General features: G+C 62.2%; 14 protein-coding genes. 1 reads left to right on the top strand and 13 read right to left on the bottom strand.

The genetic code is table 11. The features are described 5' to 3' along the window. From ABT24_RS04500 to ABT24_RS04465, 8 genes are all read right to left on the bottom strand, one after another. Positions 1-1,079, bottom strand: a 1,079-nt coding sequence (locus tag ABT24_RS04500) for a DUF3138 family protein (protein WP_286737371.1), incomplete at its 3' end; no start/stop codon positions are given. Positions 1,080-1,156: 77 nt separating this feature from the next. Then, entirely contained in the window at positions 1,157-2,047 is an 891-nt protein-coding gene (locus ABT24_RS04495; protein WP_276729201.1) for an ABC transporter permease, read from the bottom strand. Next, on the bottom strand, positions 2,044-2,973 hold the full coding sequence (locus ABT24_RS04490) for an ABC transporter permease subunit (protein ID WP_013121977.1): 930 nt from the start codon (positions 2,971-2,973) through the stop codon (positions 2,044-2,046). The genes ABT24_RS04495 and ABT24_RS04490 overlap by 4 nt, the downstream gene beginning before the upstream one ends. A gap of 19 nt (positions 2,974-2,992) precedes the next feature. After that, positions 2,993-4,093, bottom strand: coding sequence for an ABC transporter ATP-binding protein (locus ABT24_RS04485; protein WP_276729203.1), 1,101 nt, complete (start codon positions 4,091-4,093; stop codon positions 2,993-2,995). A 95-nt stretch (positions 4,094-4,188) separates the two neighbouring features. Further along, complete coding sequence (locus ABT24_RS04480) at positions 4,189-5,322, bottom strand: extracellular solute-binding protein (protein ID WP_276729206.1); 1,134 nt, start codon at positions 5,320-5,322, stop codon at positions 4,189-4,191. A 112-nt stretch (positions 5,323-5,434) separates the two neighbouring features. Beyond that, positions 5,435-6,835 (bottom strand): aspartate aminotransferase family protein, encoded by a 1,401-nt coding sequence (locus ABT24_RS04475; RefSeq protein ID WP_276729208.1) that lies wholly within the window; start codon positions 6,833-6,835, stop codon positions 5,435-5,437. Positions 6,836-6,882: 47 nt separating this feature from the next. Continuing rightward, positions 6,883-8,262 carry a glutamine synthetase family protein gene (locus ABT24_RS04470; RefSeq protein WP_013104341.1) on the bottom strand — a complete coding sequence of 460 codons (1,380 nt, stop codon included), beginning with the start codon at positions 8,260-8,262 and terminating at the stop codon, positions 6,883-6,885. 81 nt (positions 8,263-8,343) lie between these two features. Continuing rightward, complete coding sequence (locus ABT24_RS04465; protein ID WP_276729211.1) at positions 8,344-9,144, bottom strand: gamma-glutamyl-gamma-aminobutyrate hydrolase family protein; 801 nt, start codon at positions 9,142-9,144, stop codon at positions 8,344-8,346. A 297-nt stretch (positions 9,145-9,441) separates the two neighbouring features. Here ABT24_RS04465 and pdxR point away from each other — a divergent pair, with 297 nt between their 5' ends. After that, positions 9,442-10,962 carry a MocR-like pyridoxine biosynthesis transcription factor PdxR gene (gene pdxR, locus ABT24_RS04460; protein ID WP_276729213.1) on the top strand — a complete coding sequence of 507 codons (1,521 nt, stop codon included), beginning with the start codon at positions 9,442-9,444 and terminating at the stop codon, positions 10,960-10,962. A gap of 8 nt (positions 10,963-10,970) precedes the next feature. Here pdxR and ABT24_RS04455 read toward each other — a convergent pair whose 3' ends face one another. The 5 genes from ABT24_RS04455 to ABT24_RS04435 all read right to left on the bottom strand — a co-directional run bounded on the left by ABT24_RS04455 (position 10,971) and on the right by ABT24_RS04435 (position 15,672). Further along, positions 10,971-11,681, bottom strand: coding sequence for an ABC transporter ATP-binding protein (locus ABT24_RS04455; RefSeq protein ID WP_013104338.1), 711 nt, complete (start codon positions 11,679-11,681; stop codon positions 10,971-10,973). Between the two features lie 42 nt (positions 11,682-11,723). Continuing rightward, a complete protein-coding gene (locus tag ABT24_RS04450; protein WP_013104337.1) occupies positions 11,724-12,473 on the bottom strand; it encodes an ABC transporter ATP-binding protein in 750 nt (249 codons plus the stop codon). After that, the gene (locus ABT24_RS04445; protein ID WP_276729214.1) at positions 12,470-13,465 is read right to left on the bottom strand and encodes a branched-chain amino acid ABC transporter permease; all 996 of its coding nucleotides are present in this window, start codon (positions 13,463-13,465) and stop codon (positions 12,470-12,472) included. Before ABT24_RS04445 ends, ABT24_RS04450 begins: the two co-directional genes overlap by 4 nt. Beyond that, positions 13,462-14,331 carry a branched-chain amino acid ABC transporter permease gene (locus ABT24_RS04440; RefSeq protein ID WP_013121971.1) on the bottom strand — a complete coding sequence of 290 codons (870 nt, stop codon included), beginning with the start codon at positions 14,329-14,331 and terminating at the stop codon, positions 13,462-13,464. Before ABT24_RS04440 ends, ABT24_RS04445 begins: the two co-directional genes overlap by 4 nt. A 78-nt stretch (positions 14,332-14,409) precedes the next feature. Beyond that, positions 14,410-15,672 carry an ABC transporter substrate-binding protein gene (locus ABT24_RS04435; protein WP_276707469.1) on the bottom strand — a complete coding sequence of 421 codons (1,263 nt, stop codon included), beginning with the start codon at positions 15,670-15,672 and terminating at the stop codon, positions 14,410-14,412. Positions 15,673-15,806: the final 134 nt, after the last annotated feature.

Genomic DNA, 15,806 nt, shown 5'->3' with positions numbered 1-15,806 from the left:
GCCTTGAGCTGGTCGCGCGCGGCAGCCGACGGGGTCGCCTGGCCTGCCGCGAAGGCGTCGCCGGCATCCTGGTAGACCATGGAGTTCTCGAACCCCAGCGTGACGGTGCCGTCGGCTTGCAGCACCGGCAGCGCCAGGCCGGAGCGCATGCGCAGCAGGTCGTCGATGGTGATGGCCGCATGCACGCCGCGCGGATCGGCCCAGAGCGGCGCCGGCGCCCGGTCGTACACCGAGCGCAGCCAGCCCTTGTGCAGCAGCCGGGCGATGGTGGTGGCGGTCATCGACTTGGTCATCGACCAGCTCGGCGTGACGCGGCCGGGCCCGCCGAAGCCGCCGTAGTAATAACGCGGCGAGTTCATATTGGCGATCATGCTCTTCCACTCCCAGTTGCCCACGGTCTGGTCGAGCCCGACGCCGGTGTAGGCGGTCAGCTCGGTGAAGTCGAATAGCAGGTTATGGGTGATGGGTTTGGTCTGGTTGTCCCAGGTGTATTCATAGCCTTCCCAGTCGGGGATCTGGCCGGCGATGAGCTTGGTCTCGTTGTTCAGCGGAATCGACACCGAAGCTTCATGAATGATGGAGTTGCCATTCATGTTGACGCCGGCGCCCCGATCGGGAGCCAGGGTGAGGTTCCAGCCCACGCCGCCCGCGGTTTCCTTCTGGAACTGGAGGTATGCGCCGCCGAAATACGAGTTGTCGTAGTTGTAGATGGTGCCGCCTCCTGCCGACGCATTGGACCGATTCAGGAATACGAAGGAACTGGCCTGCTGATCCTGGTTGTAGACATAGGCCGGGGCGATCATGCCGCTGATCTTCAGCCCCTTGAAGCCCGACGACTCGGTTTGCTCCTTGATGCCCGAGACCTGCACATCCGCGTGGTTGGCCACCTTTGAGGCTTCATCTGTCGCCTTCTGGTTGTCGGTGATCTGGGTTTGCTGCGCCTTGACCTGCGCTTCGAGTTGCTGCACCTTGGCCTTGAGCGCTTGCAGCTCGTTCAGGATGTCGGCGTTGGTGTCGGCATGTGCCAGTGGGGCGAGCCCCAGGCTGGCCGCCAGCACGGTGAGTTTGAACTTGTTCATCAGTGTGTCCTCCAGGTGTTTTTAGATGTTGACAGGGTGCTTCTCTTGCTCAAAAAAACCGCTCCTCTGGCGACGGCTCATCGCCCCTCGGCGGTCATGAATCCGACGCCGAATTCCTTTGTTTGCTGCGGCTCGGCATCCATCCGCAAGGCCTGTGCGGCCTGTTTTGCGCGCAGGCGTTCACGCCGCGCCATGAGCAGGCTACTCACCGCCACGGCAATGATGACCAGATAGACCGTGATCGCCCCGACCACATTGATGGTCGGGCTCAGACCGAGACGGGCGCGCGAGAAAATCACCACTGGCAAGGTGGTGCTGCCGGGGCCGGAGAGGAAGGCGGAGATCACCACTTCATCGAGCGACAGCGAGAACGCCAGCAGCCAGGCCGACACCAGGGCCTGCGAAATGGACGGTAGGGTGACCAGCATGAACACCTGGAAAGGGCGCGCGCCCAGATCCATGGCGGCTTCCTCGATCGACCGGTCCATTTCCTTCAGACGCGACTGGATGACCACCGCGGCATAGGAAATGGCCATGACGGTATGGCCGATGAAGATGGTGAAAAACCCCTTCTGCGGAAACCCCATGGCCTTCTGCACCGTCACGAAAAACAGCAGCAGCGCCAGCGCAATGACCACGGTGGGCATGACCAGCGGGATGTTGATCATGAAGTTGAGCAGGCTTTTGCCCGCGAAGTGGCGATAGCGCACCAAGGCAAATGCCGCCAATGTGCCCAGCAGCACCGAAGTAGTGGCCGTCGCCAGCGCCACCTTGAGCGACAGAATCAAGCCGCTGATGACTTCATGGTCATGCACCACCGCGCCGTACCACTTGAAGGTCCAGCCGCCCCAAATGGTGACCATGCGCGAATCGTTGAACGAATACACCACCAGCACCACGATGGGCAGGTAAAGGAACAGATAGACCAGGATCATCCAAGTCAGGGGCAGCACGGCGGTCTTTTTCATCGCATGCCCTCCAGGCTCTTGGTCTGGTACTTGTTGAACACCGCAATCGGCAGCAGGATGAGCACGATCATCACAATGGCCACTGCGGAGGCGCGCTGCCAGTCGAGGTTGAGGAAGAACTCATTCCACATCACCCGGCCGATGTTGAGCGTGGACGGGCCCGCGAGCAGCTCGGGAATGACGTATTCGCCCACCGCCGGAATGAACACCAGCAGGCTGCCGGCGATGATGCCCGACTTGGACAGCGGCACGGTGACCAGCCAGAAGGTCTTCAGCGGCGTGGAGCCCAGATCCGCCGCCGCCTCGACCAGCCGGTGATCCATTTTCACCAGCGTGGCGTAGAGCGGCAGAATCATGAAGGGGATGTAGCCATACACCATGCCCACCATGAACGAAAACTCGGTGAACATCATGCGCAGCGGGGTGTGGATGATGCCTGCCCACATCAGGAACTGGTTGACCAGGCCGTTGACGTCGAGCAGGTTCTTCCAGGCGTAGATGCGGATGAGAAACGAGGTCCAGAACGGCAGCATGACCAGCATCAGCAGGGCGGGCCGAACCGTGGGCTTGGCCCGGGCGATGAAGTAGGAAAAGGGATAGCCGATCACCAGACACAGCACTGTGGTCATCAAGGCGTACCACAGCGATGACAGATAGGTGATGATGTAGAGGCTGTCGCGCACCAGCGCCAGGTAAGGCGAGAAGTGGATGTTGACCTGCAGCGCATCGTTCACATAGGTGACGAGCGGGTCGAAGCCAATGCCCAGCGCGTCGGTTTCCGACACGCTGATCTTGAGCAGGATAAAGAACGGCGCGAGCAGAAAGGCCAACAGCCAGATCTGCGGAATGCCGATCACGATCTTGCGGCCCCAGTTGAAGGGCTTGCGCACTTTGCGCGGGGTGGAGGTGTCGCTGTTTGTTGGCATGATGCGTTGGCGCTGTGCCTCAGTCCACGATGACCACAGGCGCGTTATCCGCCCAATGCGCGGTAACTGCGGCCCCCACATCAAACGGATCGGCATGGCGATCGGCGTTGGACACGGTGACGCGAACGCGCCGCTTGCTCGGCAGCAGCAGCTCGTAGGCGGTGTAACTACCCATGTACGAGCGCCCGGACACCGTGCCCTGAAAGGCGTTGTTCGGGTGATTCTGGTGCCCCTCGGTCAGAGTCATTTTTTCCGGACGCAAGGCGATGCCAAGCTCCATGTTGAGCGTGCCGCTGATGCCGTGGCCGATGTAGAACAACGCATCATCGGTCTGCACTTCGCAATGGTCGGGCTCGTCGGTCACCAGCCTGCCGTCGAACATATTGACGTTGCCGATGAAATCGGCAATGAAGCGGGTTTGCGGGTGTTCGTAAATCTCGATGGGGGTGCCGAGTTGAAGAAACTCGCCATCCTTCATCACCGCGATGCGGTCGGCCATGGTCATGGCCTCTTCCTGATCGTGCGTGACCATCACGCAGGTCACGCCGACCTTGCGCAGAATGTTGACGAGTTCGAGCTGGGTACGCTCGCGCAACTTTTTGTCGAGTGCGGCCAGCGGCTCGTCGAGCAAAAGCAGCTTGGGGCGTTTGGCCAGGCTGCGCGCCAAAGCCACGCGCTGTTGCTGGCCGCCGGAGAGCTGGTGCGGCTTGCGCTTGCCGAAGGGCTTGAGCTGCACCAGGTCGAGCATCTGCTCCACGCGGGTAGCGATGTCCGCCTTGGGCATGCCGTCGCGTTTCAGACCGAAGGCGATGTTGTCGAACACGGTCAAGTGCGGAAACAGCGCGTAAGACTGGAACATCATGTTGATCGGCCGCTCATAGGGCGGCAGATCGGTGATGTCCTCGCCCTCCAGATAGATGTGGCCGGAGGTCGGCGTCTCGAAGCCCCCGAGCATGCGCAGCAAGGTGGACTTGCCGCAGCCACTCGATCCGAGCAGGGCAAAAATTTCGCCCTGCTGGATGTCGAGATGAATGTCATTGACCGCGACGACCTCATCGAAGCGACGGGTGATGCCGTCGATGCGCAGGAAGGGTTTTGCACTCGGGGAAGGGGGCGTCACAACGCGAACTCCATCATCGGTCGAACAAGGTTGAGGTGTGGGGGATGCCGCGCCCCTGCCAACAAAAAACGCAGAGCGCGGCAACAGGGGTCAGATCACAGGCCGGTCTTGAACTTGGTATACAGACGGGTCACGAGACGACGCTGCTCCGGGGTGTAAACCTTGGGCGGAATCAGCTTGGCCACCATATCAGGCTTGAGGAACACGAAGTCGTTATCCTTGATCTTGGCATCGACATAGGGCAGCGACGACGGCACCGGGTTGGCGTAGGTCACCGTGTTGGTGTCGGCCGCGGCCACCTTGGGTTCGAGCACGTAGTTCATCCACTTGTAGGCGTTGTCGAGGTTCTTGGCATCGGCGGGAATGGCCATGGTGTCGATGAAGATCACGGCGCCATGCGTGGGCGGGAACACTTCGATGTCCTGCTTATTTTTTGCCGCCTTGGCGCGCGCCGCGGCAATGCCCATGTCACCCGACCAACCCAGCGACATGCAGATGGAGCCGCCAGCCAGGTCGTTGATGTAGCCCGAGGAAGAGAAGATGCTCACGTCCTTGCGCACCTTCTGCACCATGGCGTAGGCCTTCTCGAAGTCGGCCGGGCTCTGGGTGTCTTGCGGAATGCCGAGATAGTTGAACGCAGCCTCCATGATGTCGCCGCCCGAGTCGAGCATGGAGATGCCGCAGGACTTGATCTTGTCAGCGTAGGTCGGATCAAAAATCAAGGACCAGGGATTGGCCGGCATGGGGGTGTTGCCCAGCGCCTTTTTCACCTGGTTGACGTTGATGCCTACCGTGGTGTAGCCCCACATCCAGGGAATGAGGTATTTGTTGCCGGGGTCAACCGCGGCGAGCTGCTTCATCAGGCCCGGATCGAGGTTTTTGTAGTTGGGGATCTTGGCTTTGTCCAGCGGATGCAGCAGGCCGCCCTTGATGTCGATGGCCGCCCAGTTCGACGACGGCACCACGATGTCGTAGCCGGTATCTCCCGCCACCATTTTGGCGAACAGGGTTTCGTTGGAGTCGAAGGTGTCGTAGCGCACCCTGATGCCGGTGTCCTTCTCGAAACCCGGCACCGTGGTCGGTGCGATGTAGTCGGACCAGTTGTAGATATTGAGCACGCCGGCGGCTTGCGCCGGGGCGGCAGCGCCGAGAGTTAGCGCCGCGGCGCCCGCCAGGCATGCCGCCAGCAGCTTGCGACGGACTGACTTCGTATGCAGTTTTTGTGACATGAAAAACCTCTCAAGTGTGTGTGAAGCCAATTGAAAACAACAGGTGCAGCAGGGTGAGGCTTTGCAATTCCCGTACCAGTATGCCGTGACCGACCGAAACGGAAATGGCGATTTATACCAAGCCCTGCGCACGCAGACCAGCCAGCGTGTCGTCCAGGCTACGGCGAATGCGCCGGATCATCTCGTCGATTTCGGCATGCGTCATCACCAGCGGCGGGGCGATGATCATGCGCTCTTCCACGGCGCGCATCACCACGCCGTTCTTGAAGCAGTGGTCGCGGCAGAGGTAGCCCACGCCCAGATCGGCGTCGAACAATGTACGGCTGGCCTTGTCCTTGTAGAGCACCAGCCCGGCCACCATGCCGAGCGAATCGACATCGCCTACCAGGGGATGATCGGCCAGGGTGGCGAATTGCGCCTTCAGGTAAGGCGCGGTGTCTGTGGCCACGCGCTCGACCACGCCCTCGTTGCGCAGCGCGTTGACGTTGGCGATGGCGACGGCGCAGCAGGTCGGATGGCCGGAGTAGGTGAAACCGTGGTTGAAGTCGCCGCCCTGCTCGATCAGCACCTTGGCCACACGGTCGCCCACCAGCACCCCGCCCAGCGGCAGGTAGCCCGAAGTCACGCCCTTGGCGAAGGTGATGAGGTCGGGTTTGGAGTTGATGTGCGGGTGTTGGCAGCCGAACCAGTGCCCCAGGCGACCGAAGCCGCAGATGACTTCATCGGAGATCAACAACAGGCCGTACTTGTCGCAGATGCGCTGAATCTCGGGCCAGTAGCTGGCCGGGGGAATGATGACGCCGCCCGCGCCCTGCACCGGCTCGCCGATGAAGGCGGCCACCTTGTCGGCGCCCAGCTCGAGAATCTTGGCCTCCAGCCAGCTTGCGGCGCGCAAGCCGAAGTCGTGCGCGCTCTCGCCCGGTTTGCCGTGCTGCAACTGGTAGGGCTGGTCGATGTGGGTGATGCCCGGCAGTGGCAGGTCGCCCTGTTCGTGCATGCCGCTCATGCCGCCCAGCGAGGCGCCGCCCAGCGTGCTGCCGTGATAGGCGTTGTGGCGGCTGATGATCGTCTTGCGCTGCGGCTGGCCCATCAGGTCCCAATAACGGCGCACCAGGCGGATGATGGTGTCGTTGCCTTCGGAGCCGGAGTTGGTGAAGAACACATGGTTGAAACCGGGCGGCGCCACCTGCGGCAGCAGCGCCGCAAGCTCGGTTGCCGGGGCCGTGGTGGTCTTGAAAAAGGCGTTGTAGAACGGCAGGGTTTGCATCTGGTGGGTGGCGGCGTCCACCAGATCCTGCCGCCCGTAGCCGAGGTTGACGCACCAAAGGCCGGACATACCGTCGATGATTTCGTTGCCTTCCGAGTCCCAGATGCGCACGCCCTCGCCGCGCACGATGACGCGGCTGCCCGCGGCGTTCAGGCTCTTGGTGTCGGTGAAGGGATGCAGGTGATGCGCGGCGTCCTTGGCGCGCAGCGCGGCGGTGTCGAACTGGGGCAGATCATTGGGTTTCATGGGAGTCTCCGTTTCAGGACGATGTTTTGTTGAGGGTGCGGTACCGTTCAGACGTGCAACAGCAGGTGCTCGCGCTCCCAGGGGCTGATGACCTTCATGAACTCGGCATACTCGCTCATCTTCACCGCCTTGTAGATGCCGCAAAAGCGCTTGCCCAGAATGGCCTCGAGCTCGGGCACATCGTCGAGCGCACGCACCGATTCCGACAGGCTTTGCGGCAGCGGAATGGCGTTGGGCGCCGCGTAGGCGTTGGTCTTCATTTCGGGCAGCGGGCTGATTTTGTTGACCATGCCCAGATAGCCGCAGGCCAGGCTGGCGGCCAGCGCGACGTAAGGGTTGGCGTCGGCGCCGATCACACGGTTTTCCATGCGGCGGTTTTCGGCATTGGAGAACGGCACGCGGATGCCCACGGTGCGGTTGTCCGCGCCCCATTCCACATTGGTCGGCGCCGCGGTATTGGCGACCAGGCGGCGATACGAGTTCACATACGGGGCGAACAGCGCCATGACGTGCGGAATGTATTTCTGCAAGCCGCCGATGTAGTGCAGGAACAGCTCGGACTCGCTGCCGTCGGCGTTGCTGAAAATGTTCTGCCCCGTTTTGCGGTCGACGATGCTCTGGTGCACATGCATGGCGCTGCCGGGTTCGCCCGCCATGGGCTTGGCCATGAAGGTGGCGAACATATTGTGGCGCAGCGCCGCTTCGCGCAGGGTGCGTTTGAAAAAGAACACCTTGTCGGCCAGATCGAGCGGATCGCCATGCAGAAAGTTGATTTCCATCTGTCCGGCGCCGACTTCGTGAATCAGCGTGTCCACGTCGAGGTCCATCGCCTCGCAGTAGTCGTAGATGTCTTCGAACAGCGGATCGAACTCGTTGACCGCGTCAATGCTGTAGTGCTGGCGCGAGGTTTCGGCGCGGCCCGAGCGGCCGATGGGCGGACGCAGCGGCTGGTCGGGATCGTTGTTCTTGGCCACCAGATAAAACTCCAGCTCGGGCGCCACCACCGGGGCCCAGCCCTTGTCGGCGTAGAGCTTGAGCATGTTTTTCAGCACGGTGCGCGGGGCGTAGTCCACCGGCTCGCCATCCTTGAAATAGCAGTCGTGAATGACCTGCGCGGTGGGGTCGGTGGCCCAGGGCACGACGCGCGCGGTGCTCGGATCGGGCACCAGATTCATATCGCGGTCGGTATCGGCGATCAGGGTTTCGAGGCGTTCATCCTCGGGCCAGTTGCCGGTGACGGTGAGGCCGATGATGCTTTCCGGCAGACGCATGCCGCGGTCTTCGGTGAACTTGCTGCGCGGCAGGATCTTGCCGCGCGCCACCCCGGTCAGGTCGGGCACGAGGCATTCGATTTCGGTAATGCGTTGGGCGTTGAGCCAGCCTTCAAGATCGTTGAAGGTCCACTGCTTGCGGTTGTCGCTACTCATGATGTGATTCCAGTTTGCGTTTCAAGGATGGTTCCATCCATCGCCTGCACTTTGAACGCCAAAGGTGCAGGCGCGGTTTGCTCAGGCAGCGCGCGCCAGCGAGTCGCCGCGCTTGCGCGCGGCGAACTGCCGACAGGCGTTGCCGAAAGCGGCATAGATCGCGCGCGACACGGGGTTTTGCGCGGCCTGCCATTCGGGATGCCACTGCACCGCCAGCACAAAGCCAGCGTCGGTGCGGCGAGCGGGTTGATAGGTGTACGCCTCGACCAGACCGTCGGGCGCATGCGCCTGCGCCAGCAGATCGGGCGCGAGAGTCTGGATGCCTTGGCCATGCAGGCTGTTGACCTCCCAGGAATCCGTGCCGACGATGCTGGCGAGCATGCCGCCGGGTACAGCCTGCACGCGGTGCGCGGGGCCGTACTGCCCGGCGACATCCAGCGTGTCGTCTTCACGATGATCATCAAAGCCTTCGGTGTTGTGCACCTCCTGCAACAGGCTGCCGCCGAGCGCGACATTGATTTCCTGAAACCCGCGGCAGATGCCGAGCACCGGAATGCCGCGCGCAAGGGCGGCGCGGATCAGCGGCAGGGTCGTGGCGTCGCGCGCCGGGTCTGCGGGCGACTCAGGGTTGCTCAGCGCCTGGCCATAGTGGTGCGGCTCGATATTCGACGGCGAGCCGGTGAACACCAGCCCGTCCACATCCCCCAGCACCGCATCCAGCGGCAACTCGGCGCCCATCGAAGGCAGCAGCCAAGGCAACACGCCCGACAGCGGCAGCAGCGGGTCAACATATTTTTGCGTCACCGCATACGTGGGGTGCCCGCCGATCGATTTCAGATCGGTGGTGACCGCAACGCGAGGCAAGAAGGTGAGGTTGGACATCATCAAAACCGGATCAAAGACCAAAAAAACAAGGGTAGAAGCACGCAGGCATGTTCCCTGTTTTAGTGCATTGCAACAAGAGGCAGAGCCTGAGGCAGCCGCTCAGTTCTCGCCCTGATTTGGTGCAATGCAATAAGGCCAGGCACCATTCTGAATGGGCCAAAAAAACAAAAAATACTAGGGTTTTCCATGACTTAGCGCGATTCGATAAGCTCAATTTACCTGCCAACTGGTACTCTCGGAAGTGCCACTCCTTGCTTTTGTCATGGAGCCAGTTTTTATGTGCCGCGCCTACCCATGCGACCCCTTGCCCTGTCCGAACTCCTGCTCACCGAACTTCAGCGCGCCGAAGGCGACGCGGCGGCAGCCCCGCCGCTAAATCGGCGCCTGTATCTCTCGCTGCGCGGCGCCATTCTGGCGGGGCGCATCACCGCTGGGGTGCAACTGCCATCCACCCGCGATCTGGCGCGCGACCTGAATCTCTCGCGCAATACGGTGATGTCGGCCATCAACCAGCTCACGGCGGAAGGCTACCTCACCGCGCGCCAGGGCAGCGGTACTTTCGTCTCCGAGACCCTGCCGGAACTCGGCCCGCTCAGCTCGGCGGTACGCGGGCGCAAGCTGGCGCAGGCCGCCAGTGCGAATAGCGGCTCGCCACGCGAGCTCTCGCAGCGCGGCAATCTGCTCACCGCGCAGTCGGGATCGGCGGACTTTGAGGTGCAGCCGTTCGCGCCCGGCGAAATCGAGTTTGCCGAATTCCCCATTCAGCTCTGGCAAAAACTGCAGGCCAAGTATTGGCGCAGCCTCGACCGCGACCTGCTCGATTACGGCCAGGAAGGCGGCTATATGCCGCTGCGCGTGGCCATTGCGCAGTACCTCAGCCTGTCGCGCTCGGTGCGGGTGACGCCCGAGCAGGTACTCATTACCTCGGGCACGCAGCAATCGCTCGATCTGGCCGCGCGCCTGCTCACCGATCACGGCGACGAGGCCTGGGTGGAAGACCCGTGCTACTGGGGCGCGCGCCGGGCGTTGCAGGCCGCTGGGCTCAAGCTCAAGCCGATCGCGGTGGACTTGGAGGGCATGGCGCCGTCAGCCGCCGACTGGCAGCAGGGCAGTCCACGGCTGATCTACGTCACGCCATCGCATCAATATCCGCTCGGCCATGTGATGAGCCTGCAGCGCCGCCGCGCCCTGCTGCAGTTCGCCGCGCAACAGCGCTGCTGGATTTTTGAGGACGATTACGACAGTGAATTCCGCTTCGGCGGCCGGCCCTTCGCCAGCCTGCAGGGGCTGGACGAACATGCCCAGGTGCTCTATTCAGGCACCTTCTCCAAGGTGATGTACCCCGGCATCCGTCTGGGCTATCTGGTGGTGCCGACCGATCTGCTGCCCGCCTTCAACACCGGGCTCTACGATCTATACCGCCCGGGTCAGCTCATGCTGCAGGCGGCGCTGACCGACTTCATCACCGAAGGCCATCTCAACACGCTCATACGTCGTTTGCGCGTGGCCTATCAGGCACGGCGCGACGAATTGGCGCGGCGCATTCAGCGCTGCTTGGGCGACCGGGTGCAGATCTCCGGCCAGGAGTCCGGCTTGCACCTCTGTTTGCTGTTCAACACGCCGGGTGTGGACGACGAGGCCATCGCCCGCGCCGCCGATGCGCAGGGCATGACGGTGCGGCCGCTATCGCGCTATTACCTCGGCGCACCGCAGCGCCGCGGGCTGATTCTCGGCTATGCCTATGTGCCCACCGAGCGCGTACCGCCCTGGGCGCAGAAGTTGTGCATGCTCATCCGCAGCCAGCTTCCCGACTGAAGCCGCAATCAAGCAGCGTGGGCCACGCCCGCCAGTTGCTCCATCCGGGTCTTGTCGTCGCGCAAGGCGGCCGCATCACCCGAAAAGACAATCTCGCCTTCAGAAAGCACGTAGGCGCGATCAGCCAGTTGCAGCGCGAGAAAAGCGTTCTGCTCAACCAGCAACACGGAAATTCCTTCGTCCTTCATGCGTCCCACCGTGCGCATCACCTCCTGCACGATCACCGGCGCCAAACCCTGCGAAGGTTCATCAAGGATGAGTAACTTGGGGTTGAGCAGCAGCGCGCGCGCAATGGACAGCATCTCCTGCTCGCCGCCTGAAAGGCGCCCGCCTTTGCTGGTTCGGCGTTCATGCAGACGTGGAAAGAGTTGGTACACGCCATCGATATTCCAGCGCCCCGGCGTTTCGTGCACCACCAGCAGGTTTTCGTGCACCGTGAGGTGCCCGAAGATCTTGCGTCCCTCGGGCACATAACCCACGCCCAGGCCCGCAATGCGGTGCGGCGAGGCGCCGGTCATGTCCTTGCCGAAGAATTTGATCTTGCCCTGGCGCGGCGGCGTCAGCCCCATGACCGAGCGCATCGTCGTGGTCTTGCCAGCGCCATTGCGGCCCAGCAGCGCGACGAGTTCGCCTTCGCCCACGGTCATCGACACGCCTTTGAGAATATGGCTTTTGTCGTAGTAGGTATGAATGTTGTCGAGTTCGAGAACGGCGGTCATAAGCGGAGAGTCCTGTGGAGATGTCGGCTTGGGTCAGGGCGGTCAGGCCGCTTGACCCAGATAAGCCGCCTGCACCCGTGCGTTGTTGGCAATTTCATCGGCCGTGCCCTCGGCGAGCAGCGTACCGTTGTCGAGCACGGTGATGCGATCGGCGATGCCGAACACGATTTCCATGTCATGCTCCACGAACAGGGTGGCGATGCCCTGGTTTTTGTTCAGATCACGGATCAGCGCGGTCATGTGGTGCGTCTCTTCATCTCCCATCCCGGCGGTGGGCTCATCGAGCAGGAGCAGCTTGGGACGGCGGGCCAACGCAATGCCCACCTCGACCACCCTTTGGTCGCCGTGCGACATCTCGCCCGTGACCCGGTCCGCTTTGCCGCTGATCTTCACCAGATGCATCAACTCATCCACCTGATCGTCGATGCGTTTACGCAGGGCGCGACCCATCCAGGGACGCAGGTTCACGCCCTGTGCCACCTCAACGGCAATGCGCAGGTTTTCATACACCGTGAGCGAGCGGAAGATCTCGGTGATCTGGAAAGTGCGGATGATGCCGCGCTTGACCAGCTCACCGGGATTGACCGTCTGAATGGGCCTGCCGTCAAAGGTGATCTGCCCTTCACTCGGCGGGAAAAACCCGCTGATCAGGTTGAATAGCGTGGTCTTTCCCGCGCCGTTGGGGCCAATGACCGCGCGCAACTCTCCGGGCTGCACCTCGATGGAAATGTCAGTCAGCGCCTTGAGTGCGCCAAAGCGGCGCGAGACGTTGTGCAGCTGCAGCAAGCTCATGATGGCTTCCCCTTGCGCTGTAAAAACCCCATCACACCCAGCGGGAAAAACAGTACCGACAGCACGAAGATCAGGCCGATGACGGACATCCAGTTGTCTGTCACCGAGCTGGCGTAATCCCGCACCAGCACGAAGATGGCCGCCCCGACCAGCGGCCCCCAGAAGTTGCGCATTCCGCCCAGCACCGCAATCACCACCAAGTCGCCTGAAAAGGTGTAGTTCAAAGTGTTGGGCGAGGTGAAGTTGTCGAGCAAGGCGTTGAGGCCACCGGCCAGCGCCACGATCAGGCCAGACAGCGCGAAGGAAATCGCCGCATAGCGCTGTACCGGCAGGCCGAGAAAGGTCAGCCGCTTCTGGTTTTCGCGGATGGCCACAAAGGTGTGCCCCAGCGGAGAGTTCAGCACGATCCACAGCACCAGGGCGCCCAGCGCGAAGCAGGCCACGACGAGGTAATAAAAGCCCAGAGAGCCCATCGTCCAGTCGAACCCAAACAGATGCAGGGTGTGCCGGGAAAAGCCGGTCAGCCCGTCATAGCCCCCGGTCACCGCCTGCCAGCGAATGGCGATGAAATAAAACATCTGTCCGATGGCAATGGTGATCATGGCGAAGTAGATGCCGCGACGACGCACGGCGATGGGCGCGAGCACGGCGGCCACAACGCCCCCCAGCAAAGTACCCCCGAGCAGCGCCAACAGCACGTTGTGCGTCATGTACTTGAGCATCAAGCCGACGCCGTAGCTGCCCAGCCCGAAATAGGCGGCATGCCCGAACGACAGGCCGCCGGTATGCCCGAGCAGCAGATTCAGCCCCATGGCGGCCAGGCCGTAGATCAGCACGCGCGAGGCGATGTCGTTGTAGCCGCCGACATAATGCAGCCAGGCCGGGGCGGTGAGCAGCACCAGCGCCAGAATGCCGGTGCCGAGATGCTGTTTGAGGTTGGATGTTTGCATGGCAGATCGGGGAGGTGGAGCGGTATAGGCAGGCGTACTCATTCGAACAATCCCTCCTGTCCCATGAGTCCGCGCGGTCGCACCACGAGCATCAGCCCCATGATGAGGTAAATCACCGCCTCACTCGCGGCGGGAAAGTAGGCCGTGGTGATGCCCGAGGCCACCCCGATGAGCAGACCGCCCAGCAGAGAACCCAGCAAGGAACCCACGCCCCCGACCACGATGGCGACAAAGGCCGGCATCAGCAGGCCGTCTCCCATCGTCGGCTCCAGCCCGAGCTGACCCGCAGCCAGAATGCCCGCCACGCCCGCAAACACGATGCCGATGACAAAGTTCGCGGTGCGCAGCAGGTAAATGTTCACACCAAGCGCCGATACGGTTTCGAGATCGGCATTGCCGGCGCGAATGCGGATGCCCAGTCGGGTGTAGCGCAGCACGGCGAACAGCACGGCAGTGCCCACCAGGGCAACCGCGACAACAAAGAGGCGGTAGCCGGTGAGAAAGAAGTAGGTCTGACTGAGGGGATGTCCCAGCGATTCCGGGATGGACAGCGGCACCCCGTTGGCGCCCCAGACGGTGCGGATCACGTCCTGCATGATCAGCGCCAGACCGAAGGTTAGCAAAAGCGAATACAGCGGATCGCGTTTGTACAGGCGGCGAATGAGAAACACCTCGACCACCAGACCCAGCACTCCGGCGAGCAGCGGCGCCACGGCCAGCGCCCCCCAGAAGCCCAGGCTCGGCTCCAGGGTGTAGGCAAAGTAGGCCGCCAGCGCCATGAACGCGCCCTGGGCGAAATTGATGGTGTTGTTCAGCCCGAGTATGAGCGCCAGGCCGAGCGCCAGCAGCGCATAGAACGCTCCGGTGATCAGGCCGTTGAACGTATTGAAGATAAGGACGAGATTCAAGGCAATGCCTCCGCAGCAGCAGATGGACAGGCTGCGGACCCGCGCAGTGGCGGGGCCGCAGGCACGCGCAGTGGCGCTTCAGGCGCGCGGAAGCACGCAGCCGGTTTCTGAAGGCGGCAGCGCGATCTTCTCGCCCGGCACGATGCCCGAAACGTCGAACAGGTTCGGGTACTTGCCGGTCTGGATCACGTGCCCCGGGAACATGCCCAGCATCAGTTGGTGATCCTGCGGACGGTAGAACACATTGCCGGGCTGAAGCGCGATCTCCGGGGGCAGAACCAGCCCCTCCATCGCCTTGACCACCTTGGCCGTTTCGAGCGACTTGGCCTTTTCCACCGCCAGCCGTATGGCATGCGTGGTGGCAAAACCAAACCATGCGCGCGCCGTCGGGTATTCCCCTTTATTGGCTGCGGCGTAACGCTTGACGAAATCCGCCACATGCGGGGTGTTCGGCTGGTTCCAGTACCACTCCATGGTCCACCAGCCGTAGCGAGCCGCCTCGGGCAATGCCTGCGCCTGCTCCAGCTCGAACAAAGCGCCGCCCACGGCGATGTCTTTGTTGATGCCGAATTGCGCGATCTGCTTCATGCAGTTGACCTGATCGTTACCGGCCAGCAGCAGGCACAGCACGTCGGGCGACTTGGCTTTCACGTCGATCAGATAGGACGAAAAATCGGTCGCCCCCACGGGCACCAGCGCACCGCCCACCACGGAGCCTCCCGCCTTCTTGAGCTGTGTGGTGTAGTCGGCCTGCTCAGACTGACCAAAGGCGTAGTCAGTGGTCAGGAAGTACCACTTCTTGCCGAATTTCTTGTAGAGCGTCTCGAAGTCACCGGCCGTCAGCATCCAGGTGGTCGAGCAGGTGCGGAAGGTCGTGGTCTTGCACTCCTTGCCGGTCAGGCTATCGACGTGGCCGCCGGTACAGACGAAGAGCTTGTCGTGGCGATTGGCAAACTGCGACACGGCCAGCGAGGCCGCGGAGTTGACCGTGCCCATGAGGAAGTCCACCTTGTTCTGGCTCAGCAGACGCGAGGCCTTGTCCACCGCAGTGCCGGGGTTGCCCGCGCTGTCTTCCACGAAGATCTGCAGAGGACGGCCCATCACGCCGCCCGCCTTGTTGATCTCGGCTTCAGCGAATTTGGCGCCCTTGATTTCGCTCTGCCCGAGCGCTGCAAAGGTGCTGGTGATGGGATCAATCAGCCCGATTTTCACCGGCGTCTCACTAGCGCCCCAGCTCGGCACCTGCGTGCCCAGCAAAGCGGCCAAACCCGCAGCGCCGCCCGCCTTGATCAGCGTGCGACGATCCATCTGAACCTGCTCATTCGAGTCTTCCTTGTTCATGCCTGTCTCCTGTGGTGTCAACGAACTGAAATGACGTTTTTTGCGAATTTGGACGACTATAGGGAGGCGACTGGAAAAGAGATAGAGTAGGAACCGGGATGAATTGAAACCTCGTGTAACCCGTGTGAGCGCAC

Origin of the sequence: Thiomonas sp. SCN 64-16 (assembly GCF_001725585.1) — a bacterium.
GTDB lineage: Bacteria > Pseudomonadota > Gammaproteobacteria > Burkholderiales > Burkholderiaceae_C > Thiomonas > Thiomonas arsenitoxydans.
The sequence above is the reverse complement of the archived record's forward strand: the minus strand, read 5'-3'. Positions and strand labels throughout refer to the sequence as shown.

What these genes read in the sequence shown, in the direction of transcription:
- ABT24_RS04495 (WP_276729201.1), bottom strand. Translation starts at nt 2,047, where the DNA reads ATGAAAAAGACCGCCGTGCTGCCCCTGACTTGGATGATCCTGGTCTAT.
- ABT24_RS04490 (WP_013121977.1), bottom strand. Translation starts at nt 2,973, where the DNA reads ATGCCAACAAACAGCGACACCTCCACCCCGCGCAAAGTGCGCAAGCCC.
- ABT24_RS04480 (WP_276729206.1), bottom strand. Translation starts at nt 5,322, where the DNA reads ATGTCACAAAAACTGCATACGAAGTCAGTCCGTCGCAAGCTGCTGGCG.
- ABT24_RS04475 (WP_276729208.1), bottom strand. Translation starts at nt 6,835, where the DNA reads ATGAAACCCAATGATCTGCCCCAGTTCGACACCGCCGCGCTGCGCGCC.
- ABT24_RS04470 (WP_013104341.1), bottom strand. Translation starts at nt 8,262, where the DNA reads ATGAGTAGCGACAACCGCAAGCAGTGGACCTTCAACGATCTTGAAGGC.
- ABT24_RS04465 (WP_276729211.1), bottom strand. Translation starts at nt 9,144, where the DNA reads ATGTCCAACCTCACCTTCTTGCCTCGCGTTGCGGTCACCACCGATCTG.
- pdxR (WP_276729213.1), top strand. Translation starts at nt 9,442, where the DNA reads ATGCGACCCCTTGCCCTGTCCGAACTCCTGCTCACCGAACTTCAGCGC.
- ABT24_RS04455 (WP_013104338.1), bottom strand. Translation starts at nt 11,681, where the DNA reads ATGACCGCCGTTCTCGAACTCGACAACATTCATACCTACTACGACAAA.
- ABT24_RS04450 (WP_013104337.1), bottom strand. Translation starts at nt 12,473, where the DNA reads ATGAGCTTGCTGCAGCTGCACAACGTCTCGCGCCGCTTTGGCGCACTC.
- ABT24_RS04445 (WP_276729214.1), bottom strand. Translation starts at nt 13,465, where the DNA reads ATGAGTACGCCTGCCTATACCGCTCCACCTCCCCGATCTGCCATGCAA.
- ABT24_RS04435 (WP_276707469.1), bottom strand. Translation starts at nt 15,672, where the DNA reads ATGAACAAGGAAGACTCGAATGAGCAGGTTCAGATGGATCGTCGCACG.